Raw genomic sequence first — 25,531 nt, 5'->3', positions numbered from 1 at the left:
AAAGGTGACAACCTTGAATGAAACTGGTTCTAATCTTGTGATCAAACGAGCGAATGCCGATTACGTTGGCATTTTACAAGAGCTCTATGTTGTAGCTGCCCGCTGGAGAGTCGCAAGAGGCATTAATCTGTGGAGTGAGCACACTTTCACAAAAGAATATATAGAGAACTTCATGCAAGAAAAAGAAGTGTTTGTAGCCTTAGCGGGTCAGACCGGAATCGGATGTTTTTCGATCCAATGGAATGACAAACCGATATGGCAAGAGCTAGATAATGAGGAATCAGGTTACTTGCACCGATTGGTGGTAAGCAGAACATATAGCGGGATGAGGATGGGACACAAGCTATTGGAATGGGCTGAGCAATATGTAAGAAGGGAAGGAAAGCGATTTTTCAGATTGGACTGCATGACCGAAAATACAGGACTGAATCAATATTATAAGGAGGCTGGATTTGTTTTTCAAAAAACAGTCGTTGGAGAAGGCTGGAGCGCAAATTTATATGAAAAGCAGCTGATGTTGTGAGGCTGGTTCAGATATTTCCCAAGGGATTATAGACACAGGCAGCAGTCCGCCTGTGTTTTTTGCTGTGTAAACCCGGATTGAGTTTTCAGGTTGAAAGCTATGTGTGGATTGTAATAAAATAGAACTATTAATAATAATGATAATCATTATCACTATTATTTCAATCGAACAGCTAAGGAGGAAGCCCATGTTATTGCCGAGAAAACCGGTATGTAAGGAGCGGTTAAGTGACGATGAATTAGAACGGTTTGTCCGCTGCCGACGTTGTTATTTTCGCAAGTGCCGGAATTCTCACGAATCGAGCTGGATAAATGCAGCTCAAGCATCTGTCAATAAGATCGTGCATGCGTATTATGCCCGTGCCCCTGAGACAAGAACACCGGCTTCCGTCATTCACGATATAGATAGGTATTGGACACAAGAACTGGAGCGATTCCAATCGGAACAACATTACGTTCTAATCAAGCGTTCGGTATCTTACAATTTGAGTGAATATTTGACAAGTGAATCCTCCGGCCAGTCGCTGCTGCTGTTGGGGGAGACTCTTACCGTTCAAGCCGCGGAATTGGGAGCAACCCTGTCAATGACAATGCAAATGGCAGAGTGCTCGGACGCGTCCTTCGTCATTCGAAAATATGTGATCGCTGATGAGCCGCAAGTGTTTAAAGCTTTTATTCATCTTGCCATCGTATTCGCTTATGAAGCCTTTCACATGTTGCCAGAAAAAATTGAAGTGTGCTCTCTGCTGAATGGCGCAGCCTACACCGTCGATCCGCAAGCGGAACATTATCGTTCTTCGGTTGACTTTTTGCGCCTTATGCTTGGCGTTATGAGTGAAGGGCCGCTCAACAGCAATTTATATCACTGAAATGGGTTAATTTTAGGATTGCGTAATTGCATTGCATAAGATAAAGTTTGAATATATTATGATAATGATTATCAATATCGAATATAATGCCGTGTGATCATTGGCATGGAAAATGAAGGGTGGAATGATGATGCCAAAAATCATTTTGATTTTTGCCAGCATGAGCGGGAATACCGAAGAGATGGCCGATGCGGTAGCGGAAGGGGTTCGTGAGGAAGAAGGGAACCTGACCGTGATGGACGTTATGGATGCATACGCTGCCGACCTGACAGATTACGACGGAATATTGTTGGGTGCCTATACTTGGGGGGATGGGGAACTGCCGAACGAATTCCTTGATTTTTACGATGAAATGGAAGAGCTCGATCTGTCAGGCAAGAAAGCTGCTGTGTTTGGCTCATGTGATTCAAGCTACCCTGAGGTTGGGAAAGCGGTAGATATTCTCATCGCTAAAGTGCAGGAATTGGGAGCCGAGCTTGTTCAAGACGGCTTGAAAGTAGAGCTGACGCCCTCCGCCTCTGACAAACAATTGTGCAGAGAATTTGGGCGGAATTTTGCGTATAGCGTCGTCAATGGAGCCTTGCAGCTGTAACTCTCGGATGTGCAGATGAATAGCGGAACAGGATTGGAGGAGACGCTGCTGCTCGGGAAGCTCCTAGGCAAAGAACAGAAAGCGGAGAAGTGGATCGCCCGCTACTTGGAGAAAGTCCGCCAAGCTAAGCGGCGCTTGGAAGGACATATTGGCGTCGGGAACCGAAAACTAACATTTATCCAAAGCGAATCAATAACTTTTTGAAATAGACGGCTCCAAACAAAACTTGATATGATGAACAAGATTAAATGTGATAATGATTATCATTATTTTTGAATTGGATGTAAGTTCATTTCTATTTCAAAGAGGGGTAGAGACAGATGGGGAAAGCAGCTAATCAAGGCAAAAGAGGATCTTAAAGAAATATCGTTCGAGATGGTGCCAGAGTTTGCGGGCGACTACATTTTTTTGGATTCGGGCACGAGGAGTCTTCTGTTCAGGAACAGAAGGCTCTTTTTGCTGTTCAAAAGAATACATAATAAACCTACTCATGAGAAGGAATAATATAGTAAAATATTTCTGAGCTTGGTATGCATTTCAATTTTAGATTTATGTTAGGGGGAGTGACTATTGGAATTTTCAACATGCTATATCCGGAAAGCGTTGAAGACTGATGCGCAACAACTAAGCCAATTAGCTATGAAAGCAAAAGGCTATTGGGGATATGATCCAGAATTTTTGAAACGATGTGAAGCTGAACTAACAATTACTTGTGACTTTATTGAGAATAATCCTATTTATGTTATAGAACTCAGTAATATGATTTATGGATTTTATGGTTTATCTAATGATGAGGAAAAACAAACGTATCTGGAATATATGTTTGTTGATCCTGAATGGATTGGCCATGGTTTAGGAAAACGATTATGGACTCATGTATTAATGACCTGCAAAGAAAATCAAATCAGCGAGTTTAAGATTGCAGCAGATCCGTTTGCGGAAAACTTCTATAAAAAGATGGGAGCGCAACGAATCGGTGAGATTCAGTCCAGTATTGCAGCAGGAAGAACTTTGCCCTTAATGAGCTATGTTGTAAAATAGCTATCCAGATGAAGTTGGTCGAAGTTACAGCCAAAAAGCATGAAGGAGGTTGAACATGAAGCTTGAGTTAGTCACTCCAAGATTAAAGCTAACATCCATTGATGAATCTAAAGCGATTCAAGTGTTGGATTATGTGCAACGAAATAAGGAATTTTTAAAGGAATGGGAAATTCTCAGAGCTCCCGATTATTATACGCTGGAAGCGCAAAAGAACCTTATTCATCAAGACATTCAACAAATGGAAAGAGGACAGTTAGTTAGAGTATGGATGTATAAATTAGATGAGCTTGAAAAAATAATTGGCTCTATTACACTGAGCAATATTGTAAAAGGAGGCTTTCTATCCTGTTATTTAGGTTATCGAATCGACGAACAAGAGAGAAACAAAGGTTATATGACCGAGGGAATCAAACATATGATTGAATTTGCTTTCAACATCTTGCAGCTGCATCGAATTGAAGCTAATATCATGCCCAGAAATACTGCGTCTATAAAAGTAGTTCAAAAGCTTGGATTCCATAATGAAGGCGCAGCAAAGAAATATTTGAAAATAAATGGGAATTGGGAAGATCATGTCCACATGGTTCTCCTTAATGACGACATGGAGTAGAAGCAGGCGGAATGATTGTGAATAATCGCCAATGTTCTAATGAAAACGGTTTTTTCTATTGACATTATTGCTCGGACATAAGAAAGTAAAGCTAGAACATCTTAAGGAGGACACACAACATGGTGCAACAGTGGTTTGAAGAAGCGAAGTTAGGCATTTTCATTCATTACGGTATTTATGCGGTCAATGGGATAGCAGAATCTTGGTCTTTCTATAATGGAAGAATATCTCACAAAGATTACATGAAGCAATTAGATGGCTTTACAGCCAAGAACTTCGATGCAGACAAATGGGCCGATCTGATTGAAAAGTCAGGGGCACAATACGCCGTGTTAACAACAAAGCACCATGATGGCGTAGCTCTATGGGATACCCAATATTCCGACTTAAACGTCGTGAAAAAGACGCCTGCCCAAAAAGACCTGATAAAAGAGTATGCCGAAGCGATAACCAAAAAAGGGATTAAGCTGGGGATGTACTACTCTTTAATTGATTGGTCACATCCAGACTATCCGAGTGTATATGAGGGCGGCAAGGTGCCGGAGGATCTGAGCAAGGTCAATAGATTCTCCAGTCCAGTAGACGGCGTTCAAGACGAGGAAAAATGGAAACGGTTCCTTGAGTTTAACAACAATCAATTAAAAGAACTGTTAACCAACTATGGAAAAGTAGATTTGCTGTGGTTTGACGGAGACTGGGAAAGAAGCGCCAAACAGTGGAATCTGCCAGAATTCAAGCACTATCTTCAATCGTTCAATCCAGAGATTATTATCAACTCACGACTTCAAGGTCATGGAGACTATAAAACTCCGGAGCAGGGGATACCGATAACACGACCAGAAGGCCCATGGGAATTCTGCACGACCATCAACAGCTCCTGGGGATATCAACCGGCAGATAACGAATATAAATCTTTGAAACAAATCATCAGAATGTTCTGTGATTGCATCACGATGGGCGGCAACATGCTGTTGGATATCGGACCTATGGAAGATGGCACGGTAGATAAGAGACAAGAGGATATTTTATTAGGGCTTGGCAAATGGATTAGTACTCATGAAGAAGCGGTATTTGGAACAACCGAGGGGATTCATACACGATACTATTTAGGCGGCAGTACGGTATCTAAAGATAAACAGTCACTTTATCTATTTGTATACGACGATCCTAAAGAGTGCGTCTGCTTGAAAGGGTTATCGAACAAAATCAAGAAAATTACAGTGCTTCACTCTGGCAAAGAGCTTACCCATGAAATTCATGGTGGCGTGCCTTGGTTCAACATTCCAGGAACAACTTGGATTCATATGACACCAGAAGATGCACATGAACATGTAACCGTTCTGAAGCTGGAACTTGAAGGCGAACTCGATATGTACGGAGGTTCCGGTGCGGTAGTAACACATAACTAAGCAAGGACAACTAAAAAGTATAAAGTGAGACTTCATGGTAGATCGCTATCATGAAGTCTTTCTGTGCCGGGGGTAGCGGGCAATATTATTCTGGGCAAGAGGTAAGTGATTATTTTAGATTTATATTGTGTCAATTGGTTAACAGAACACAATGGCTAAGACTGAACAAGGATGAACTTATAGAAAAGTTAAGGCTAAGAATTACATAGCAATTCATGATAGATAGCGATGTACTAGAGTTGTTCCTGGACGTCCGCCTTCTGATGGAACGAGAGAATGAAGCAATGCAGCAGTTGAAACGATTCAGAACAGCGCTGTCCCGTTCGGTGAAAGGACAGACGTTTGCTTTCCTGCGGGTATCGGCTGAATGCATCAGTGTGGATCTGGAATATACGGGGTCTGTATACCGGGATTTGGGCATGGAGCCGCATCCGCTTGTCAGCCAATTGACAGGTGAAACCGAGAAAAGGAGCGTGCCATGGGAAAGGCACTCCGAGCTGGATGCTGATCATCTGTCTTCACATTTGACAAGTGACATGACGTAGAGGATGGCGCGGAAAGAGCTCAATTGCTGGATCCTAGATGGCGTTCGCTTCCGGTTATGCGCAACCACCGCGTGTATGAGATTGACTTCATGACGTGGATGAACACTGGCGTCATTGCCAATGGCAAGAAGATTGACGATGTGTTGCGTGTCTTAGCTTAGCAAGGAGAAAGGGGGAACGATGAATCATGTTCAAGATAGGAGCTTTTCTTTTAATGCTTAGTTCCACTATCCCCTTAGTTCAGAAACTACATAAGGTGGTATAGGATATACCGTCCGTACTTATTTTTTCACTTTCGATATGTATAGCCAGAAGACTGTGCCTGAAAATAATCATTTCTAAAAAAGTTTTTCAACATACAGAGCGGCATAGCAAAAACGGCCAGACCGAAGTAAAAAGTAGAGCAAAAACGATTAAAAAGTCATAGTTGAAACAGGTCAATAAGTACCCTCGAACGACTAGAAAGTCATAGTTGAAATAGGTCGATAAGTACCCTCGAACGACTAGAAAGGCACAGTTGAAACAGGTCGATAAGTACCCTCGAACGACTAGAAAGGCATAGTTGAAACAGGTCGATAAGTACCCTCGAACGACTAGAAAGGCACAGTTGAAACAGGTCGATAAGTACCCCTCGAACGACTAGAAAGGCACAGTTGAAACAGGTCGATAAGTACCCCTCGAACGACTAGAAAGGCACAGCTGGAATAGCTCAATAAGTACAGTCAAAACGATCAAAAAGTAACAGCCAGAACGCAAAAATTCAAATTTGAACCGGAACAAACATAGTTGGGAACGGAGCAAAGCAGCTAGAACAAAGCCAAAAAATGCTGGAACAGAGCAGATTAATAATGTGTGAATACGCCTTCGAAATAATAGTTCGCAAGGTGCAGCGCAATCAACTTGGTCATGCCGCTGTCGTAGCACCTAAAACTAAGGGGGCGTCATTTCGGTCGTAAGAAGCAGCGGAGGCAGGGGAAAGCACGGCCACGCATAAGCACAATAGTTGCTCCCAAGCGGACGTATGATGGAGAGAGCTATTGAATCGAAAGCAAAATTCATCCAGGTATGCCTGAAGATATTTAGCGCCTATCCCGTGAAAGGTGTCGTTCATCCAATGCCATGCCCTTTTGAAGGATTGATATAAGGGGTTTTTGCGGCGAACCCGACAATTGTGTCGGGTGATGGATGTCTCGGTAGCCGTCTTGGCAACATGCAATTCGGCGAATTGCTCACAGTCGGAACGAAGCAGCAGTTTGTCGGAGAGGCGAGTCGGCTCGACAAGCTTCATCTTAAGATCACCCGTTTGTCCGTCTAGTGTGACAGATTCGGCGACGATTAGCGGGCATTCCCGCGGGTTGAGTTGTCTTGATGGATGGCTGCCATAGAAGGCCACGAACCCATGAACCACCCCTGCCAGCGGCCGATCGGTGTCAGCGCGGCTAATTGAAGCCCGGATCTTACGCAGCATCAACCAGGCAGTTTTGTATGTCACCTGAATAATCGAGCTAAGCCGGACGGCGTTGATACCGATATCGGAACGGGAGACAAGCCAGAATGTTGTGAGCCACTTCTGTAAAGACGTGCGGCTGCCTTCCATGACCGTACCGACGATGAGAGATGTCTGATGGCGGCAAGCGCGGCACTCGTACAGTGGAAGCCTGCGTGTTCGGATGACGTAGGCATGGGCATGCTGACAGCGTGGGCAGACAAAGCCATTTGGCCACTTCAGCTTATATAGAAAAGAGACGCAAGAAGATTCGGAATGAAACTGACGCTGTAACTCTTCCAATGTATCAATAGATTGCAATGCTTCCATGAAGACATCCTCCTCGCAATGTGGTTTATAGACCTAAATATGGAACAAATGTTCTTATATTCATTATATAGAACTAACGTTCGCATTTCAAGCTTGATTTCTAATACTATTAAAATTTATTCGCATGCAGGGGGGATGGTATGCTGTTCTGAATGGCGGGGAGAGTGAAGCAAAGGACTAGGTGAAGTATAACCTCTTGTAGGAGCAAAAATATCGATAATCGTTTATTTGCTGCCGGCAATTTTCAATGTAAATGATAAAATCGAAAATAAAGGGTGGTCGCCGATATGCAACCCACATTATTCGAGATTCCTGAACAACCAAAGAAAACAATCATTTTAAGTTTGCGCCCGAAGCCTTATACAGACATTTTGAATGGAACCAAGAAATATGAATATCGAAGAAAATTTTCTAAAGAAGCGGTGTCTGCTTTTATTTACGTAAGTTCGCCAGCCAAAGCCATTCAAGGATATATTGAATTCGGAATGCCTATCATCGATAAGATCGAAAACATTGCCGCCATTGCGGAAGAAGAGAAGCCCGGATCGCGCGAAGGTACATTAGCATATCTGGATGGGTTAGAGAAAGGATTTGCCATACCTATTTTGTCGATACGAGAAATTCAGCCCCTATCATTAGAGGAATTGAGAAGCGATTTTCATTTTACTGCGCCGCAGTCCTATATCAATGTGGACACGAATCCGGGTTTAAAGGAAGATTTAATGAAGAGGCTGCAGGCCTTTTATCAAGCTCATCGTTAAGTAGGCTTTCAGCTTATCAAGAGTAGCTTCGAGCACACAAGGGCATCTCTCTGGATGCTCCTGCCGAGGATTCCCGACTCGGATGACGGCAAACGTAATTTGATAAAAACGGAGGGGAGTGTTTGCTTCATTTTAATTTGAAGTGCTGCTCCGGGTGAGAGCATATAGTATTTGTCGGCCGACAAATGATACTGCTCGTTATTAATATGCAAGCTGCCTTTTCCGTGAGTAAATATGTAGAGAGCATGTAGCTCAGCCGCATGTTTTCCAATGGAGCTTACGTCACCGCAGAAATGATTGCGAAAAATAATGCAGTTCAACTTATATGGCTCATACCATGCATGGCCTACATCTGTTTTATGCGTTTATCTGTATTGAGCAGTCCAATGCCACTCTTTCCGTTAACCTCACTGTCCCCCAGTATCAGTCCTGCCTTTGTCTCGTCCATATATACGCTGTCATCTGAACTCGAAATATCGGTTTCCAAATGTCTCATAATGCATTGTGTTCCAGTGGAAATTACCACTTCATGACGTGGATTCTGATTCAATATTCCCTTGTTCAGAAAATGTTCAGTAATAGGCGCTAAGATAGTCTTAGTCGAAAAGACCTAATTATTTACAAATCGTTCGTTTAGTCGACAAAGATTGTAGGATGGGAGAAGGCTAGGAGATGAAATTAGTTTTGTTATCCGGCGGCAGCGGGAAACGGTTGTGGCCGTTATCCAATGATAGCCGTTCCAAGCAATTTATTAGAGTGAATCATTCGAATGAGGAAAATGATCAATTGCGTTTTTCCATGCTGCAAAAAGTATGGAAGCAGATTAAAAAGGCGGGCTTACAGCAATCAGCCGTTATTGCGGCCGGTCGGGGACAGCAAGAGTTGCTTCTTACCCAACTTGATCAAGATGTGCCGCTTGTTCTGGAACCAGAGCGTCGCGATACGTTTCCAGCGATTGCATTGGCGTGCACTTATTTACACAGCGTGCTGAATACAGCAGAGGACGAAGTTATCGTGGTGATGCCTGTCGATGTTGATGTTGATGACGATTATTTTGCCGAGCTGCGCGCACTTGCGAACGGGTTAGCCCATGCCGAGGACAACTTGGCTTTAATGGGTATACAACCTTCCTATCCTGCCGAGAAATATGGCTACATTGTCCCGGTACCTGATCCGTGCGTGCAACAATCATTACGCAAAGTTCAGCGTTTCATTGAGAAGCCGCCCGCCGCTGAAGCAGAAAAGTGGATTAAGCTTGGCGCTCTATGGAATTGCGGTGTATTCGCGTTTCGCTTGTCATATGTGCTGCGCATTTTGGAACAGAACGGATGGCCGACTACATACGAAGACTTAATCGCTCAATACGAACGGTTGCCGCAAAATAGCTTTGACTATGAAGTGGTAGAGAAAGAGAAGCAAATCTCTGTCAAGCCGTTTGCAGGCCGGTGGAACGATCTGGGCACTTGGAGCGAATGGACGGAACAAATGAAAGAACCAATGTATGGAAAGGGATATGTCAGCAAGGATTGCCTCAATACGCATGTAATCAATGAGCTTAATATCCCTGTTGTTGCCTTAGGGATAACCGATGCGGTAATTGTGGCTTCTCCAGATGGGATTCTCATCACAGATAAAGCAGCAAGCACTGGGCTGAAGCAAGTTGTCCAGACGCTATCGATGCCCCCCATGTATAAGGAGGCGTTATATGGCTGGTATACGATTCTGCATTTGGGAGAACCGATGGGGGAACACGGATCGGTGACGAAGCGCGTCCATATGTATGCAGGTAAACAAATGGGTGATCAGAAGCAAGATCAACGGAGTGAACTGTGGACGCTTATCCGCGGGGAAGCGAAGGTCAGTATTGACGGCAAACGCTTCACGGCCAGAGCGGGTGATGCGATTCAAATTCCGCCCGGATCGAACCATAGCATCAAAGCGATAACCGCGGTCGATCTGATTGTTATTCAAATCGAAATGCGTGATCATAACGTGGCTTTTTGAATAACATCGAGAAAGGTGCAATAGAATGAAGAGCATTCAAGATGAGCAGGTGGAGCAGAGTGAATTGCAGACACCTCAACCTTCAAGAAGGATTGGGGATCTGCTCGTGAGCGAAGGTTGGATTACGAACGAGCAACTTCGCAACGCGGTTGAACGGCAGCAGCAATATGGAGGCAGACTGGGTGACGTCGTGTCAGAACTCTATGACGTCAGTCCACACACTATCCAGCAGCTGACGGAGCGCAACCAGAGCAAGGGACGGATTGGTGAAATGCTTGTACAGTCCGGAGCGATCACGGAGAAGCAACTCGAACAAGCGCTTGAGTTCCAAAGAAAAAGCGGGGGTAAATTGGGTGACATCTTGTTATCACTCAAGTTCGTTGAACCGGACAGGCTCTACCGCGAGATTGCCACCCAACAGCAGATCGGGCGGATTGGCAAGGAATTTTCCTTTGAGCACGAAGCGAGATTACCTGAGGCGACAGCGCGAGCTTATGACGCGATTATGATCAATAAAATGCCGAATCGTTATCTTATTGCCGTTGGTGCGCCTCTGACAGAAGCGCAAATCGTCGACTTGGAAGCGATTGTGGAGGCGCCGATTGAGCAGGTGCTCGCGACACGCAAAGAAATGGAGGATTTCTGGAAGGCTGTATACGAACCGGAATTGATGCAGGCAAGCACGGCTAAGTTGATCGAGGAGAATCCGGGGAACTCGGCGCATATTACGTTCACGACGCCGCAACTATGGGGACTCTGCTTGCTTGCGGTGGTTATTATCGTGGGGCTGATCTGGAATTGGTTCTTTACGTTGATCGTATTGAATATCATCGTTCAAGTCGTTTATTTTGTCATGTCTGTGTTTAAGTTTGCGATTATTTTAAAAGGAACCAAAAGCACGGCGCAGCTTCGCTTTACGGAAGAAGAGGTGCTTGCGGTGGACGAGAAAGAACTCCCGATTTACACCATTCTGGTACCTATGTATAAAGAAAGTGAAGTCATCCCGCATCTGCTGGAGAACTTGGAACGGTTGGATTATCCGAAGGCTAAGCTGGATGTTCGCTTATTAATTGAAGAAGACGATATCGAGGCGCAGGAGCTTCTGCAAAACATGGATTTGCCAGCCTATTATACGGTTCTGATCGTACCGCACAGCTTGCCTAAAACCAAACCGAAGGCATGTAATTACGGCTTGATCCGCGCACGGGGAGAGTACGTGGTTATCTATGACGCGGAAGATCGACCGGATCCTGATCAATTGAAGAAAGTTATTCTCTCTTTCCGGCAGAGTCCGGAGCATGTTGTATGCATTCAAGCGAAATTGAATTATTTCAATAGTGATCAAAACATGTTGACGCGGTGGTTTACTCATGAATACAGCATGTGGTTTGAACTTCTGCTGCCGGGGATTATGCGGCTTAATTATCCTATTCCGTTAGGTGGAACTTCGAATCATTTCAAAACAGCAGTATTAAAGGAACTGAATGCATGGGATCCATATAACGTGACGGAAGATGCTGACCTTGGCATCCGGCTATACAAAGAGGGCTATATGACCGTGGTTGTCGATTCGCGAACCTGGGAGGAAGCCAATAGCCGCGTGGGTAATTGGATTAGGCAGCGTTCGCGTTGGATTAAGGGATACATGCAGACGTGGCTTGTCCATATGCGCAACCCGGTTCAATTATGGAAGGAAATCGGCCCCAAAGGTTTTTTTGGCTTTCAAGCCTTGATTGCGTCAACTCCGATTCTCCCGCTGATCAATCCGATCTTCTGGACGTTGCTCATTCTCTGGTATGGGTGGGAAATGGAGTTCGTGCCGAAGTTTTTTCCAGGCATCATTTATTACATGGCTGCGATTCAATTTATAATCGGAAATTTCTTGTTCGTTCTTAGTAATGTGGCAGGCGTATACTGGGTGATTGAGGAACTTGAGCGTAAAAAAGAGCGCATCTTTTCATACGGGATTGTCAAATACGCCTTGCTGACGCCGATCTATTGGGTGTTGATGAGTGCGGCCGCATATAAAGCGCTGTGGCAGCTCATTACGAAACCATTCTACTGGGAAAAAACGACACACGGTTTAACGGGAGCGCCATCCGCTCCTGCGAAAACAATAGAGAGGGGCGTGTAAGCATGTCGGAAGTATCCATACCTTATTTCAAGAGAGAACGATCGACTGCAGCGGCGGAAGAACATAAGTCACGCTCCTTGTATTGGGCAATATTTGCTGTTGTATGGGTAACTGAATTCATCGTCGGCTACTATGTCAGCCATAAGATCGGTTATATGCATACCGACGCCATAAGCAGGGTAGCTAACGCGTTCTACGTGCTATATAGCGGTGATCCGCACTTGGGAGCGATCGGGTTTATTTGGAACCCGTTGCCGAGTCTGGTCGAAATCATTTTTTTAGTGTTTTATCCGTTATTTCCTGCGTTAGCCTCGTCAGGCTTAGCGGGCGTGCTTATGTCCAGCCTGTTCGCCGGGTTTACAGCCTCTCTGCTTGTGCGAGCGGGTGACTATCACGGGATTTCACGCTGGGTAAGCGTAGGTATCAGTTTATTGTTTGCTTTTAATCCCTTTATGTTTTTGTTCGGCATGAACGGACTAAGTGATGCTCCCTTTATCTTTTTCACGATGCATGCGGTCATTCATTTGACTTATTGGATGAAGGATCGGCATGTTGGCAATTTGCTAAAGCTCTCTTTGTCGCTGGCGCTGGCGTTTTGGACACGGTACGAAGCGGTACCTTTCGCGATTGGCGTAGGCTTAGTCGTCGTGCTTGCCCTGCTCTATCGCTTGAAAAAAAATAAAGCGGAGAAACAAACCTCGGCGAAGGATAAGTATCAGCAAGCGGAAAGCGCGTTAACTCTCGTCTGGTCGCCGATTGTCTATTCTGGTCTGCTATGGGTGTTCCTGAACTACATCATCATGGGGAACCCGTTCTATTTCTTGAACTCTGAGTATTCCAATGTGGAGCAATCTGCGGTGTTGGCAACGGATCTCAAGTTTCAGCATCTGATCGGTCATCCATGGAATAGCTTCGTGTTCGTATTGGGCAAAATGCTGTACTTCTCGATCCCATTGTTCGGTGTGGTGTTGCTTCGCATCGTCAACCGCAGATGGCAGATATGGGAATTAGTAGGTTTATTGGGTATGGTCTCCTCGATCGTGGCTTTACAATATTTGTTGATAGTAAAGGGAACTTCATTTGGCTGGTTCCGATATTTTATGTATGTATTCCCCATTACGGTGGCATGGCTTCCTTATGAGCTAAGTAAAGTGAGAAGGTCTTGGTTGAATAGTTCCATCATTCTTGCTTCGCTTATTCTGTCAGTGGTAGTTCTGACAGGTGCTTTGTTCAATCCTGAAGTTGCGCCAGACGAAAATAAGATGCTGCATGCCTATGAACATGCTGCGGAGATGGACGTCGATCGGCAAGTGGCACGATACTTGGACAGTGAATTAAATAAGGACACGATCCTAATGGATTCTTATTCGGCTTATAATGTTATTCTCAACAGTGATCGGCCAAGCCGATTTATCATTACAAGTGATGCTAACTTTCGAGAATCGCTAGATGATCCGCGAGCAAGCGGTGTCGATTACATTTTGAGCCCGAAACCGGACAGCAGCTCTGCATTAAGCGCCGATAACAGATTATACCCTCAGTTCTATGAACGCGGTGCGGAATGGTGTGAATTATACAAGGAATTTGGCAATGAGCATGGCGGGCGCTGGCGTATTTATAAAGTAAAGAAAAAAGCGGATGTGATAGAGCATGAATCCTGAAATAACAATCATTATTCCCGTATATAACGAGGAAGCAAATATTGATGAAGCGCTCACTTTGATCCGCAGCCATATGCTGCAACTGGGCGAACGGTTCGAGATGCTAATTATCGATGACGGTTCAAAGGATCGGACATGGACGCGGATTGAAGCATGCTGTCGGCGCTTCGAAGAGTTGTCGGCGATCCGCTTGAGCCGGAATTTCGGCAAGGAGCTGGCGCTGTGCGCCGGCTTGGAGCAGGCAAACGGCAATGCCGTCATTGTCATGGACGCGGATTTGCAGCATCCGCCTGCTTTATTTTCAGAAATGGTGCATAAGTGGCGGGTTGAGGGCTATGAAATTGTGGAATGTGTGAAACGAAGCCGCGGCAAGGAACCATTGCAAAAAAAGTGGGGTTCAGCCTTGTTTTACTTGATGTTAAATCGCATGTCTGGTTTTGACCTGCACGGCGCTTCCGATTTTAAGCTGCTGGATAGGAAGGTCGTCCAAGCATGGAGAGACATGCCCGAGAGGAACACCTTCTTCCGTGGGATGACCGCTTGGCTAGGCTTCAACAGAGCACAGATTGAGTTCGAGGTTCCGGAACGGATTGGCAGCACGAGTCGTTGGGGCTTGGTGAGCTTGCTTAAGCTGGCCGTACAAGCGGTGACTTCATTCTCTTCATTGCCTTTACGATTCGTCAACTTTGCCGGCGCATTATTTCTATGCGGGGCTATTGCGCTGGGCGCACAAACCTTGTACCGTAAACTCGTTGGCGAAGCGGTAACAGGCTTTACAACTGTTATTTTGCTGCAATTGATGATCGGCAGTGTGATTATGGTTAGTTTGGGTATTGTCGGCGAGTATATATCCGCCATCTATAATGAAACGAAACATCGACCCCGGTACGTTGTCAGAGAACACATCACAGCTAAAATAACCGAAGAGACCGAAGAGACCGAAGAGATTGCGAATGAGCTCATATGCGTACAAAAATAGTAAAGTATGGGGTAGTTGGCGTATTGGGCACGTTGTTACACTTTTCGGTACTGATCCTACTTGTCGAATGGTGGGGCTGCAATCCGATTATCAGTTCCGCCATCGGATTCATCTTTGTACTGATCATCTCATTCTTCATGAACCAACGGTGGACATTTGGTACGCGAGGGATGGGCCGATCGGCGTTTATAAAGTATGCGATCGTCTCCGCAAACGGACTGATCATGAATACGGCGATCGTGTTCGTTACGGTTGATTTGCTGCAGTGGTCGTATTTGATTGGGCAACTTTGCGTCGTGGCTATCGTCCCGCCACTTAATTTTGTGTTGAATTATTATTGGACGTTTGATGAACAAGCGGTGGCACGTACGTGACTGTAAAAACGCTGCTGTAACGCAATCGAATGGCCAAAACGCATAAGTTCCGGTTCGGTCGTATGGCGGACAGAAATTTGGAACAACCAAGTTTTGGATGATTCGTGATGAGAGTTTTTTTGAAGGATTTTCAGCGGATAAACTCCGTAAAATTAGAGAAATACGTGCTTGATACAATCAGCCTTAGTTCGGTACAGATACCCCACTGACTAAGGCTGAGAGCTCGTAACTATGAGATTGTGGCGTGGCGGCGTGAACGTGTTTATTTGGCGCCGGCTCTATACTTGTTCAGAAATTCTTTTACCTTTGCCGGGTCGGCCGTTAGTTCATTGCCTGTCGTGACCATCGGGCTGACCGTAGATACGGCTTTGAATTTATTGTTATTGTAAAACTGCAAAATTTCATCTTGATTGATAGAATAGAGCACAGCTTTTCGCAAATTCTCACTTTTCGCAACTGCTCGACTTTTCGTATTGAACAACAGATAGGAGACGGCATTGCTTTGGATGTTCTGCAGGCTCAGCTTGCTATCGCTCTTCACGATATCGAACTTTGTTTCTGGAACACCGTAGTTGACGTAAACTTCACCGCTGCGCAGCGCGGAGAGCGCACTGTCTGCATCCTTGATGAAACGAAGTGTAACATTCGATATTTTCGGTTCATGCTTCGTTCCCTTCAAGTAACCAGGGTTTTTGTGAAAGATGGCTTCATAATCGTTTTTGTACGCCAAAATATAAGGGCCGCTTGTATAAAGGGTGTTTTTGTATTTGCTTCCTTCGGTTATCGTGCTCTGATCACCGTATGGAATATCTTTGTTGACGTCAAATGAAGCAACATCATACGTATTAATGCTTTCAACCTGTTTCTTGGACACGATGCCTGCCGATTGGTGCGCCAAATAATTTAAAACCTGAGGGAACGGTTCTGTCGTTGTCAATTTGATTACTTGATATTTGCCTGCCTTGTTATTCGCCTCGTTTTTGTCCGCGACCAATGCTGTGATTTTTGTATCCAATCCTTTTTCTAACGCTTCCTTCACCGTTTCATTGCTACCTGATTGCTTGACTTGATCCAGAGCGTTTATGTCGGTTACGATGTCAACGTTTTTAATATGTTCATGCAGACTATAGGTGCGGTGGTCGGGTACTGAATCTTTGTTTTTCGCCCGGTTCAAAGAGAATACCACATCATCGGCGCCGACACGTTCCCCCGTATCTTCGGCAAGCTTGTTCGTAATTTTAGCAAAATTAATATCGTCTCTGAGAATGAAATAGTATTCCGAATTGCCCTCTGCAATGCTGAACCCATGTGATAACGAGCCGTCGGCAGTAATCTTGTCATCATCGGTAAGGTTGATCAAGCGCACGTACATGTTGGTATTGATCATATTGATGGAACCGTCGTTTCCCTTAATCGGATCGAGAGACGTCAATGTAGAAGACGCTTGAGTAAGAAGCAGAGGGGAGGTGTCGCGTTTGGACGTATCCTTGAAATCAACATCTTCCCATGCGAATGAACGAGACTTGGACAATCTTACAGATGCTTCATTCAAAATGTCTTTATTGAATGCCTGACTCTTGATTGAAATGTACAAAGGAGCGATGTAGGCTTTGTCGAACACAAGGCTATGCTCCAGTTGCTTGTATGTCTCTACATATTGCTCTGGGGTTTGAGTTGCAGCTTGGTCTATGAGCTTGTCAATTTCAGAATCGGCGAGGATGCTGTAGTCACCGCCTGTCTTGAACACAGATCTGACCGCATAATCCGGATTGCCGGTTACCGTCGTCCAGCCCGATAGCGCAATATCATAGTTCCCTGCCTCTTCCTGAGCCTTGAAGCTACCGTAGTCCGGTTGAATGTTGAGCTTCACCTTGAATCCGTTCTTGTTGAGCTGGTCTCGTACAATGTTGATGTCGTCTTCACCCGAGCTCATTCCTAGCAATTCGATGTCGACTGGAGTCTCGGCAACAGGTTTGTCGTTATCGGGAGTCTGCTTTGCGTCTTTTCCTACAGCGTCCGATTTTGTATTCACATTGCACCCGCCAAGCACGAGTACCAAGGCAAATAATAGAATCAATACAGATCTTTTTTTCATCATGAGTTCCTCCTGAGCGTATTTAATATATTTGCAAATAAAACCTAACTACTAAAATTGTGTTGGCCGGAGCAATTCCCTGCTCTAATCCATTTTTGGATCAAGTGCGTCTCGTAGGCCGTCCCCAAGAAAATTGAAGGATAAGACCAAGGCCATAATCGCCAACCCGGGGTAAATGGCGAGATAGGAGTGGGATTCGAGATAGGCGCTTCCCAGCTTCAAAATATTTCCCCATTCAGGTATATGAGGCTCCACTCCTAGACCCAAATAACTCAAGCTGCTTGTGGAAATGACCGCGCCGCCGATCGTTAAAGTAGATTTAATGATCATGGGAGCCAGCGAGTTAGGCACGATATGCTTGAAAATGATGGATGAATTCCGAGCGCCGAACGCTCGCGCGGCATCGACAAATTCGAATGTAGACACCAACAGCACGTTAGCCCTCATCGTTCTGGCATAAGTAGGAATAGAACCGATGCTCAGAGCCAGAATGAGATTGACGGTGTTCGCTCCGAAAGCGGCGATAATGGCGATAGCCAATAAAATACCTGGAATTGCGTACAAAATATCCAGCATTCGCATAATGATGTTATCCGTACGCCGGCCGTAAAATCCGGAAATGGCGCCAAGAGTGCCACCGATGACGACAGGTATGGCCGTCGAAATGAAACCGACAATTAACGAAATTCGTGCGCCAAAAATAATTCTTGAAAATAAGCATCTTCCGAAATTATCTGTTCCGAATGGATAGGCCAGACTTGGAGATTGGAGTATCGCACCGTAATTGTTCTCAACAGCAACGCTATAGTCGAACGTAAAGAAACTGCAGATGGATATGGAAAACAGAAAAATAATAAAGAATAAGCCTGACATGGCCGTCGTATTTTTGGTAAGCCGCTCCCAGACTTCCTCCCATTTCGCTGCAGCCGGATTGCCGTTGTTGCGGATTTTCGTGAGCAGAGTCGATCCGAGCAATAACGCAAACACATTCCCGGTCAAAGAAGTGAAGATGAGCGGGAAGGCTACGATAGACAGCCATGGACGAGCGTTGTGCCTCTTCACATACTTCGATACGAGGAGAAGAGTGACGAATTGAAAGAGAGCGATCGCCAGCAAAATAAGCATAGCTACCGGGAACGTATCGGCTACATACGGTTTGAATAAATTCATTTCAGAAACGGCGATAACCAATAGCTGAGTCAGGAGCATATACACGGCAATCGTATATTCAGGAGGTTTATCCTTCTTAAGAAGGCTGCAAGCAGAAGTGACGATAAATACATTTCCTGTTAGAATGCTAAGTATTTGAATATACCCCAGAGCTCGCGTCGAGTTTTTAATATGGCCGATCTCTTCGAATCTTAGCGGTTATGATGAGCTGCAATAATGTGAAAGCAGCATAAATGACGGATGCCGCCAATACATATGGTTTCATCGTCTTACTAGTAAAATCGTAACTGTTTATGAAAAAGATAACGGACAAGACCGAAGAGATAATCCAGGCGATGCTGGCTTGACTGTATTCCTGAAATGATTTCAGTTTGTGCTGCGTCTCGTGCTTTGAGACAGACAACTTGGTCATGATCACACCTGCTTTAGAGGTTGTTCAAAAAGCCTCCCTTTTGAACACGCACCTTTAGTATTGTTTCATCTTGGAGCGAATGCGCGGGTCAAAAAAAGCGTATAAAATGTCAATCATCACATTGACAAGCGAAATCGTTATCGCCGTATAGACGACACCGCCCATAATGCTAGGAATATCAGGAATGAACTGTTTATCCACGATATAGCTGCCGATTCCACTAATATTAAACACTTTTTCTGTCACGGCGGCTCCCCCCAGCATCCCGCCGAATTGCAAGCCGATAACCGTAATAATCGGTATGATGGCATTGCCGACTGCATGCTTGAGCAGAACCTGGCGCTGACTTAGCCCTTTTGCTTTGGCGGTCATAATGTAATCTTCATTAATGACCTCTAAAGTGGAGGAGCGGGTCATCCTGGCTACGGCAGCAGTTAATCCCGTACCAAGCACAACGACCGGCATAATGATCGATAACCAATTTTGCGGATTAAAGGTTGCCGGTAACCACTGAAGCTTGATGGAGAAATTCAAAATGAAAATGAGTCCCTGCCAAAAACTGGGTATTGATAAACCAATTAGCGCGATAAATATAAACGTGTAATCAAAGAAAGAGTTTGGCTTTGTGGCTGAAATAATTCCGATCGGCAATGCGATGATGATGGCGATAACGAGCGAGATAATCGTCAACGTCAGGGTGATCGGAAACTTACTAGCTATAGTCGTCGTTACTACCTCACTGCCTGAGAACGATTTTCCAAGATCGAAGGTCGCTATTCCCTTCAGGGTGTTCCACAATTGGACGAAATAGGGCTGATCAAGTCCATGCATTTGATTAAATGCGGCGATCTGTTCCTGAGTGGCTGTTTCACCCAATATGTTGGCTGCCGGATGAAAGGGGGAGAGATGCAAGATAGTAAAGACAAGCACGGTGACCCCTAAAATGACAAACATACTCATCACGAGTCTTTCAAAAATATATTTTAAATACGAGTTGCCATACAGCAATATCAGGATGTACATTGGTAAACCTGGAATAAACGTTGCGATTAAAAATAAAGGATGTTTAATGAGCGATGTAAATGTGCCTGCAAAAGTCAATCTCTTCTGATTGCTATGCTTTAGTTTCTCGTTAGTTCGCTCAAGCAGCGTCTTGTGAAATTGGGCTTCTGTTATTTTGTCTACCTGCCGTTTCAATTCCTCCTGCTTAACCTCTTGACCGAAAAAAGCGTACTTACGCAGCGACTGCTCCTCGATCTCTGCTCTCAAATCATCCCTGTAACCAGAGGCTATGAGCCCAGATTTTATTTCATCGCGCACAGACGAATATGTATCTTTCGTTCGCTGAACGAAATAGAAGAATAACACAACGAGATTGACAGGCAAGCCCAGTAAAAGAACCGCATATTTGTACGCAGGATTCAATAGCATTTTATTGTAGGCGACGCTGATAATGTTTATTAAACCGTGTTTTGTTGAAGCTTCTGTCCTCTCCATAACGCTTCTTGCTGCCTCCTTGTTTTTAAATTGTATTATTCCGATGGATATAGTATATTTTATTTCAAGGTTTTGTCAAGAAAAGATAAGAGGCAAGAAATCCAGATAAATAGGCAGGTGAACGGGAATGGACCCTATTCTTCAAGTACAAAATTTATCGGTAACTTTTCAATCGCGTGATAAAGAAGTTCAGGCGGTTCGAGGCGTAAGCTTTGATGTGAAAAAGGGAGAGACGTTGGGAATTGTCGGTGAATCGGGAAGCGGCAAGAGTGTAACGGCTCGATCGATTATGCGTCTGCTTCCTTCTTCCCTATCCTATATGAAAGAAGGGGAAGTCATATTCCTGGGAAAGAATGTAGCTCACTACACGGATAAGGAAATGGAGAGCATTCGCGGCCGTGATATGGGCATGATTTTTCAAGATCCAATGACTTCCTTGAACCCAACGATTAAAATCGGCAAGCAAATCTCCGAAAGCTTGATTAAGCATCAGAAATTGTCACCTAAAGCGGCAAAGGAACAAGCCATTGAAATGCTCAAGCTGGTAGGAATCCGAAATAGTGAAATCCGTTATAATCAATATCCCCATGAATTTTCCGGTGGAATGCGTCAACGCGTCATGATTGCGATAGCTTTGGCTTGCCGTCCTGCATTGCTAATCGCAGATGAACCTACCACGGCGCTTGATGTGACGATTCAGGCTCAAATTTTAAATGTTATGAAAAATATGCAGCAGCGTTTTGGCACTTCAATTATTTTAATTACACATGATCTGGGCGTTGTGGCCGGCATGTGTGACCGCGTTGTCGTCATGAAAGACGGGGCGGTGGTAGAGACGGGAACGACGGAAGAAATTTTCGCGAGTCCGAAGCATCCGTATACATTAAAACTGTTACATGCGCTCCCGCGTCTGGACGAGAAGAAGAAAGAGAAGCTGGCGCCATTGCTTGCCACGAGCTCGGATCACGAACCGCCGCTGCTGGAAGTCAGATCGCTAAGACAGTATTTCGATATGGGAAAAGGAAATGTGCTCAAGGCTGTAAATAACATAAGCTTCCATATTAATGCAGGAGAGACACTAGGCGTCGTCGGGGAATCGGGCTGCGGGAAATCAACGACAGGGCGGGCCATTCTGCGTCTGCACGAGCCAACGGGAGGAGATGTTCTATACCAAGGCATGGCGGTTAACCGCTTGTCTGCACATGAGATGAAGACGATGCGGCGCTATATGCAGATGATCTTCCAGGACCCTTATGCATCGCTTAATCCGCGGTTCAAAGTGTTGGATATTATCGGTGAAGCGCTTGATATTCACCAGCTTACAGGGAGCAAGCAAGAACGGAAGAAGCGAGTTGAGGAACTGCTTGATATGGTAGGGCTTGATCCCGCTTTTGCACAGCGGTATCCGCATGAGTTCTCTGGAGGACAGCGGCAGAGAATTGGAATTGCGCGCGCGCTTGCCGTTGAACCGAAATTTATTGTGTGCGATGAGCCTTTATCTGCGCTCGACGTGTCGATTCAGGCACAGATCGTCAAGCTGCTGGAGGAGCTTCAGCATCGTCTTGGTCTTACGTATCTGTTCATTGCCCATGATCTGTCTATGGTCAAGCATATTAGCGACCGCGTAGCGGTTATGTATATGGGGAAGATTGTCGAGCTTGCTGAGAGTGAAGAGCTCTATTCCAATCCGCAACATGATTACACGAAGTCATTGTTGGCAGCCATTCCGGTTCCGGAACCACAAATCGAGTCGAAAAAGAAAAGAGTGCTGATGGAAGAGCAATCCGAAGCCGATAAGTATCATTTGGAGCATTCCGAGCTTGTGGAAGTGTCTAGCGGACATTGGGTAGCGATGCCTTCGTGATAATAAGGAGTTACACTGCTCAAGCCGGACATTTGACTATACATTTTCCAATGGGGCGGCGTATGAGAGGGAAGTTGCTCCAGATTTATCTTTATATCATTCGGAATGAACTAAAACGAAGGAAGGGGCTGTCCCACAAGGTCAGGATGATCTGATGGGCAGCCACTTGTTTATGAATAAGGGTTACTCACGAACGACAGCCTTTATGGAGCATATGGCCCTAATTGTTTTTTGGAAAAGCAGTGCTGTGACTCTTTGTTCTTCATCCACATGTTGCCTTTAATGATCAGGATATAGACAGCGACGGCAAAATAGATCATTCCGAGAATCCAGTCGGTGGCGGTTGCGATATCTTGCGCACCAATATGATAGATGTACCAGGCTCCGATAGGAATATGGAGAAAAAGAACCGCAAATAATCCGGGATTATAAATGGTTTTTGCCTTTATATTGGCGAATACCCCATGCCAGATGAACTGGAAGAAGCCCATTAGAATCGGGGCGAGACCCAGCCAGATCACATGTGGAAACAGAACGGGCAGCAGATAAAACAGGTAAGCAATGATTAGGTTGATGACCATGGCGGATTGCGTATTTAAAGGGTATCTTTCTGGATGCTCACTTTTGAATATCACCACGTTGAACAGACCTCCAAAGTATCCCGGCCAGCGATACTCTTCAAATTGATGAAATAGAATGGCTATAAAACTGAGCCACAATATCCCCTGAATGTCCGGAATAAAGCTCCAGTTCATAACTAGATGAATGCATACGGCCACAGCTAAAATAACACCCAAATCCATCCAATACTTTCTTAACATGTTCATTATTCTCACCTCATCAGCGAAATTTTTATGGGGAAATCGTATATGCCAGAATTGCTCTTGCTTGAACGATTTGCCATACTGTATGTAGGTAATGTGAACAATCTAAGAGCCGGGGGATGCTTGATCCATACGGCTCTTCATCTGCGCCAGTCTGCGGTCCACCGTTCAATCAACGGTGACAGAGCCTGGTTCTATTTGAACCAGCTCATGGTGATAGGCGATACGTACGTCTCTATCAAGCTCGCAACGGTGAACAATGCGATCATTAAGCCAAGAAGCGCTGCAATGCTGCGGCCTTCTTTTTTCCATGAAACAGACTGCCTCGTGCGCACGTATCGAATGAGCCAGCTTATTGGCTTCAAGCCAACGGAACAGGCCAGTATGATTGCCGGAAGCTCGAAGATGCCGTGGGGTGCCAACGCCGCGATAATCTCCGCCATAGAATAATGAGAGGCGGACAACATGACGAGGTAACCCAGCATGAAGCCGTTGAACAGTGTTAACAGCATGGCCGGAACGGATAATAGTATCCCGCTTCCTGCGATGAGAAGCCCTGCTCCGATATTGTTCAACGCAATCTGGTACCATTCATAATCGAACCCGGTTACGTGAATCGCATTGTCTAAATGTATCTGGTTCCCAATCAGAAGACTGAGCGCAACACCTCCGAATAACCACATGGCGGCTGCCAAGAAGAGCTTCTTCTCTTCTTTCCAGATCGCTTTCCAGAATGTCAGCAAATCAATCCCTCCCTCCGCTGTCCACTTCGAATCTAGTACATCATATGAAGGAAAGTGTGCCTGCGTGCTAGATTCGGACATAGAGAAGTCTGTCCGAACTAGCGTGTGCCGATGCGGCAGGGAGAGGCGCACCCGATAACGGATGCACCTCGTGCTCGTACAATTTCATCGTTACAGCATAACGGCAATGTTGTTCAATCCAACGCTTACGAGGTACAGAATCAAATCTTTGAATGGTTCGAGGATTGGAGGAACGACGCCGTTAAGGATTCCTTCCAGAACCACCTGAGCCTCTGCGAGGCTGATTCCCAAAATAGAAGCGATTTTAAATACAGCCATGATTTCACCTCCCTTTGCCTTTCTGAGATTACTATATTTCGGACTTGTCCCTTTGGTGCATGAAAATCTGAAAATCAAACGAAGATCCATAGTTTCATAGATTCGAGTATCTCAAAAAATCGCTGACGTCGACGATGCGCCACGCGCGACTCGCCGCACGCTCAGCTCTATCATTGCCGGTACACAAGCTATGTTGACGTGAGCTTGAGGGCTGGATGAAATACAGATCAGACTGGGCGATTATTGCGTTAGATAGCATGTTGTCTCCTTCTGATGCTATTAATTTAAACAGTGTTTTAAACTATGATTTAAACGATGATTTAAACAATGTTTAATCGAATGATATCACGTTGCAAATGTAAAATCAATCCTTTTTATATCAGGCGGCGATCTCTACTGGAAAACGTGTTCAACATGGAAATGGATAGAACACCTCCTTATCCATTCGGCGCTTCCAATCACTCTCCCCCTCGATCAGTACAACAAATTCCCGCATGTCTCAGGCGCTTGGCGGTGTCATCTAACGGTGATGCTGCTGCTTCGTCTGAGAAGCAAGGTTACTAGAGACATGTACACAAAAGTTAACCTCACCCTACGGGGGATGCCCCTTCTGAACGAGAGGGAGAATGAAGAGAGGAACTTGGCAGTGTATCGTTACTGGCTGGAACTGTGGTCTTTCTATAGTTCAACTTATATAGCTTCCAATTTCATGTATAATGGAATTATATTTTTTGCAGAAGTTAGGGGAGTAACTATATATTATCGTCAGTTCATGCTTGGCTGGAATCGAATGCCGGTACAACGGCACGCACAGCTTGCGCAAGGAAATACAACAGCTGGTCGAGCGGAACGAAGCCGTCATCGCGTGCCCAGAGCTGCTTGGGGGATTCGCGACACCACGTGAGCCTGCCGAAATCGTCGGCGGCACGGGAGAAGATGTTCTCAACGGAAAGAGTAAAATTATCGAGCGATCGGGCAGCGATGTAACGGAGTTATACTTGAAGGGCGCCTTTAAGACGCTGAAGATGGCAACCGATTTGAAGGCCGACATGATTGTGCTGAAGGAATACAGCCCTTCCTGTGGCAGCCGCATGGTACATGACGTGAACTTCTCTAATCAGCGTATCCCTGGTGAAGGCGTTACGGCTGCGTTGCTGCGCAGGCATGGCTTTACGGTGTTGTCTGAGACAGAGTTCGAAGAAATGTTGAAAAAAAAAGAATTTTAGCCTTCTTTTCTCGTAAAATGACGATCTTAAAGACAAATTCCCTC

At 45.2% G+C, this 25,531-nt stretch carries 23 protein-coding genes and 1 pseudogene; 17 read left to right on the top strand and 7 right to left on the bottom strand.

What is annotated here, in order from left to right:
- The first annotated feature begins 4 nt into the window (after window positions 1-4).
- The 9 genes from M3650_RS02665 to M3650_RS02625 all read left to right on the top strand — a co-directional run bounded on the left by M3650_RS02665 (window position 5) and on the right by M3650_RS02625 (window position 5,749).
- Window positions 5-523 (top strand): GNAT family N-acetyltransferase, encoded by a 519-nt coding sequence (locus tag M3650_RS02665; RefSeq protein ID WP_251572162.1) that lies wholly within the window; start codon window positions 5-7, stop codon window positions 521-523.
- Between the two features lie 187 nt (window positions 524-710).
- Complete coding sequence (locus M3650_RS02660; RefSeq protein ID WP_251572160.1) at window positions 711-1,391, top strand: cobyrinic acid a,c-diamide synthase; 681 nt, start codon at window positions 711-713, stop codon at window positions 1,389-1,391.
- A 130-nt stretch (window positions 1,392-1,521) separates the two neighbouring features.
- Window positions 1,522-1,983: a flavodoxin gene (locus M3650_RS02655; protein ID WP_251572159.1), complete on the top strand. Its 462-nt coding sequence runs from the start codon at window positions 1,522-1,524 to the stop codon at window positions 1,981-1,983.
- 15 nt (window positions 1,984-1,998) lie between these two features.
- On the top strand, window positions 1,999-2,187 hold the full coding sequence (locus tag M3650_RS02650; RefSeq protein ID WP_251572157.1) for a hypothetical protein: 189 nt from the start codon (window positions 1,999-2,001) through the stop codon (window positions 2,185-2,187).
- Window positions 2,188-2,553: 366 nt separating this feature from the next.
- Complete coding sequence (locus M3650_RS02645; protein ID WP_251572155.1) at window positions 2,554-3,024, top strand: GNAT family N-acetyltransferase; 471 nt, start codon at window positions 2,554-2,556, stop codon at window positions 3,022-3,024.
- Window positions 3,025-3,079: 55 nt separating this feature from the next.
- Window positions 3,080-3,634, top strand: a complete 555-nt coding sequence (locus M3650_RS02640) for a GNAT family N-acetyltransferase (protein ID WP_251572153.1) — start codon at window positions 3,080-3,082, stop codon at window positions 3,632-3,634.
- Between the two features lie 119 nt (window positions 3,635-3,753).
- A complete protein-coding gene (locus M3650_RS02635; RefSeq protein ID WP_251572151.1) occupies window positions 3,754-5,043 on the top strand; it encodes an alpha-L-fucosidase in 1,290 nt (429 codons plus the stop codon).
- A 215-nt stretch (window positions 5,044-5,258) separates the two neighbouring features.
- Window positions 5,259-5,588, top strand: a complete 330-nt coding sequence (locus tag M3650_RS02630; RefSeq protein WP_251572149.1) for a hypothetical protein — start codon at window positions 5,259-5,261, stop codon at window positions 5,586-5,588.
- A gap of 23 nt (window positions 5,589-5,611) precedes the next feature.
- Window positions 5,612-5,749, top strand: a complete 138-nt coding sequence (locus M3650_RS02625; RefSeq protein ID WP_251572147.1) for a hypothetical protein — start codon at window positions 5,612-5,614, stop codon at window positions 5,747-5,749.
- Window positions 5,750-6,492: 743 nt separating this feature from the next.
- Here the strand turns inward: M3650_RS02625 and M3650_RS02620 are convergent.
- Window positions 6,493-7,404 (bottom strand): transposase, encoded by a 912-nt coding sequence (locus tag M3650_RS02620; protein WP_251572145.1) that lies wholly within the window; start codon window positions 7,402-7,404, stop codon window positions 6,493-6,495.
- 275 nt (window positions 7,405-7,679) lie between these two features.
- Between M3650_RS02620 and M3650_RS02615 the strand changes: the two genes are divergently transcribed.
- The 6 genes from M3650_RS02615 (at window position 7,680) to M3650_RS02590 (ending at window position 15,317) form a co-directional block, all read left to right on the top strand.
- Entirely contained in the window at window positions 7,680-8,165 is a 486-nt protein-coding gene (locus tag M3650_RS02615) for a hypothetical protein (protein ID WP_251572143.1), read from the top strand.
- A 672-nt stretch (window positions 8,166-8,837) separates the two neighbouring features.
- On the top strand, window positions 8,838-10,169 hold the full coding sequence (locus M3650_RS02610) for a sugar phosphate nucleotidyltransferase (protein ID WP_251572141.1): 1,332 nt from the start codon (window positions 8,838-8,840) through the stop codon (window positions 10,167-10,169).
- A 25-nt stretch (window positions 10,170-10,194) separates the two neighbouring features.
- Window positions 10,195-12,303 (top strand): cyclic di-GMP-binding domain-containing protein, MshE-related, encoded by a 2,109-nt coding sequence (locus tag M3650_RS02605; RefSeq protein WP_251572140.1) that lies wholly within the window; start codon window positions 10,195-10,197, stop codon window positions 12,301-12,303.
- 2 nt (window positions 12,304-12,305) lie between these two features.
- Window positions 12,306-13,964: a hypothetical protein gene (locus M3650_RS02600; protein WP_251572137.1), complete on the top strand. Its 1,659-nt coding sequence runs from the start codon at window positions 12,306-12,308 to the stop codon at window positions 13,962-13,964.
- Window positions 13,954-14,943, top strand: a complete 990-nt coding sequence (locus M3650_RS02595) for a glycosyltransferase family 2 protein (protein WP_251572135.1) — start codon at window positions 13,954-13,956, stop codon at window positions 14,941-14,943. The genes M3650_RS02600 and M3650_RS02595 overlap by 11 nt, the downstream gene beginning before the upstream one ends.
- Window positions 14,928-15,317 carry a GtrA family protein gene (locus tag M3650_RS02590; RefSeq protein ID WP_251572133.1) on the top strand — a complete coding sequence of 130 codons (390 nt, stop codon included), beginning with the start codon at window positions 14,928-14,930 and terminating at the stop codon, window positions 15,315-15,317. The genes M3650_RS02595 and M3650_RS02590 overlap by 16 nt, the downstream gene beginning before the upstream one ends.
- A gap of 262 nt (window positions 15,318-15,579) precedes the next feature.
- Here the strand turns inward: M3650_RS02590 and M3650_RS02585 are convergent, their stop codons facing one another.
- The 3 genes and pseudogenes from M3650_RS02585 to M3650_RS02575 all read right to left on the bottom strand — a co-directional run bounded on the left by M3650_RS02585 (window position 15,580) and on the right by M3650_RS02575 (window position 20,491).
- Complete coding sequence (locus M3650_RS02585; RefSeq protein WP_251572132.1) at window positions 15,580-17,412, bottom strand: ABC transporter substrate-binding protein; 1,833 nt, start codon at window positions 17,410-17,412, stop codon at window positions 15,580-15,582.
- A gap of 84 nt (window positions 17,413-17,496) precedes the next feature.
- A pseudogene (locus M3650_RS02580) lies at window positions 17,497-18,994 on the bottom strand (ABC transporter permease).
- Between the two features lie 54 nt (window positions 18,995-19,048).
- Entirely contained in the window at window positions 19,049-20,491 is a 1,443-nt protein-coding gene (locus M3650_RS02575) for an ABC transporter permease (protein ID WP_251572130.1), read from the bottom strand.
- 127 nt (window positions 20,492-20,618) lie between these two features.
- Between M3650_RS02575 and M3650_RS02570 the strand changes: the two genes are divergently transcribed.
- Complete coding sequence (locus M3650_RS02570; RefSeq protein WP_251572128.1) at window positions 20,619-22,355, top strand: ABC transporter ATP-binding protein; 1,737 nt, start codon at window positions 20,619-20,621, stop codon at window positions 22,353-22,355.
- 203 nt (window positions 22,356-22,558) lie between these two features.
- Here M3650_RS02570 and M3650_RS02565 read toward each other — a convergent pair whose 3' ends face one another.
- The 3 genes from M3650_RS02565 to M3650_RS02555 all read right to left on the bottom strand — a co-directional run bounded on the left by M3650_RS02565 (window position 22,559) and on the right by M3650_RS02555 (window position 24,261).
- Window positions 22,559-23,182 carry an HXXEE domain-containing protein gene (locus M3650_RS02565; protein WP_251572126.1) on the bottom strand — a complete coding sequence of 208 codons (624 nt, stop codon included), beginning with the start codon at window positions 23,180-23,182 and terminating at the stop codon, window positions 22,559-22,561.
- Window positions 23,183-23,373: 191 nt separating this feature from the next.
- A complete protein-coding gene (locus M3650_RS02560) occupies window positions 23,374-23,922 on the bottom strand; it encodes a stage II sporulation protein M (protein ID WP_251572124.1) in 549 nt (182 codons plus the stop codon).
- Window positions 23,923-24,093: 171 nt separating this feature from the next.
- Window positions 24,094-24,261 carry a hypothetical protein gene (locus M3650_RS02555; protein ID WP_251572122.1) on the bottom strand — a complete coding sequence of 56 codons (168 nt, stop codon included), beginning with the start codon at window positions 24,259-24,261 and terminating at the stop codon, window positions 24,094-24,096.
- A 758-nt stretch (window positions 24,262-25,019) separates the two neighbouring features.
- On the opposite strand from M3650_RS02555, the gene M3650_RS02550 reads away from it, so the two are divergent.
- Window positions 25,020-25,487 carry a 2-thiouracil desulfurase family protein gene (locus M3650_RS02550; protein WP_311295018.1) on the top strand — a complete coding sequence of 156 codons (468 nt, stop codon included), beginning with the start codon at window positions 25,020-25,022 and terminating at the stop codon, window positions 25,485-25,487.
- Window positions 25,488-25,531 lie beyond the last annotated feature (44 nt).

Origin of the sequence: Paenibacillus sp. MER TA 81-3 (genome assembly GCF_023713585.1) — a bacterium.
Taxonomy (GTDB): Bacteria; Bacillota; Bacilli; order Paenibacillales; family Paenibacillaceae; genus Paenibacillus_B; species Paenibacillus_B profundus.
The sequence above is the reverse complement of the archived record's forward strand: the minus strand, read 5'-3'. Positions and strand labels throughout refer to the sequence as shown.

What these genes read in the sequence shown, in the direction of transcription:
- M3650_RS02575 (WP_251572130.1), bottom strand. Translation starts at nt 20,491, where the DNA reads ATGGAGAGGACAGAAGCTTCAACAAAACACGGTTTAATAAACATTATC.
- M3650_RS02570 (WP_251572128.1), top strand. Translation starts at nt 20,619, where the DNA reads ATGGACCCTATTCTTCAAGTACAAAATTTATCGGTAACTTTTCAATCG.
- M3650_RS02585 (WP_251572132.1), bottom strand. Translation starts at nt 17,412, where the DNA reads ATGAAAAAAAGATCTGTATTGATTCTATTATTTGCCTTGGTACTCGTG.
- M3650_RS02630 (WP_251572149.1), top strand. Translation starts at nt 5,259, where the DNA reads ATGATAGATAGCGATGTACTAGAGTTGTTCCTGGACGTCCGCCTTCTG.
- M3650_RS02635 (WP_251572151.1), top strand. Translation starts at nt 3,754, where the DNA reads ATGGTGCAACAGTGGTTTGAAGAAGCGAAGTTAGGCATTTTCATTCAT.
- M3650_RS02660 (WP_251572160.1), top strand. Translation starts at nt 711, where the DNA reads ATGTTATTGCCGAGAAAACCGGTATGTAAGGAGCGGTTAAGTGACGAT.
- M3650_RS02620 (WP_251572145.1), bottom strand. Translation starts at nt 7,404, where the DNA reads ATGGAAGCATTGCAATCTATTGATACATTGGAAGAGTTACAGCGTCAG.
- M3650_RS02565 (WP_251572126.1), bottom strand. Translation starts at nt 23,182, where the DNA reads ATGAACATGTTAAGAAAGTATTGGATGGATTTGGGTGTTATTTTAGCT.
- M3650_RS02610 (WP_251572141.1), top strand. Translation starts at nt 8,838, where the DNA reads ATGAAATTAGTTTTGTTATCCGGCGGCAGCGGGAAACGGTTGTGGCCG.
- M3650_RS02650 (WP_251572157.1), top strand. Translation starts at nt 1,999, where the DNA reads ATGAATAGCGGAACAGGATTGGAGGAGACGCTGCTGCTCGGGAAGCTC.
- M3650_RS02590 (WP_251572133.1), top strand. Translation starts at nt 14,928, where the DNA reads ATGCGTACAAAAATAGTAAAGTATGGGGTAGTTGGCGTATTGGGCACG.
- M3650_RS02605 (WP_251572140.1), top strand. Translation starts at nt 10,195, where the DNA reads ATGAAGAGCATTCAAGATGAGCAGGTGGAGCAGAGTGAATTGCAGACA.
- M3650_RS02640 (WP_251572153.1), top strand. Translation starts at nt 3,080, where the DNA reads ATGAAGCTTGAGTTAGTCACTCCAAGATTAAAGCTAACATCCATTGAT.
- M3650_RS02595 (WP_251572135.1), top strand. Translation starts at nt 13,954, where the DNA reads ATGAATCCTGAAATAACAATCATTATTCCCGTATATAACGAGGAAGCA.
- M3650_RS02655 (WP_251572159.1), top strand. Translation starts at nt 1,522, where the DNA reads ATGCCAAAAATCATTTTGATTTTTGCCAGCATGAGCGGGAATACCGAA.
- M3650_RS02600 (WP_251572137.1), top strand. Translation starts at nt 12,306, where the DNA reads ATGTCGGAAGTATCCATACCTTATTTCAAGAGAGAACGATCGACTGCA.
- M3650_RS02555 (WP_251572122.1), bottom strand. Translation starts at nt 24,261, where the DNA reads ATGGCTGTATTTAAAATCGCTTCTATTTTGGGAATCAGCCTCGCAGAG.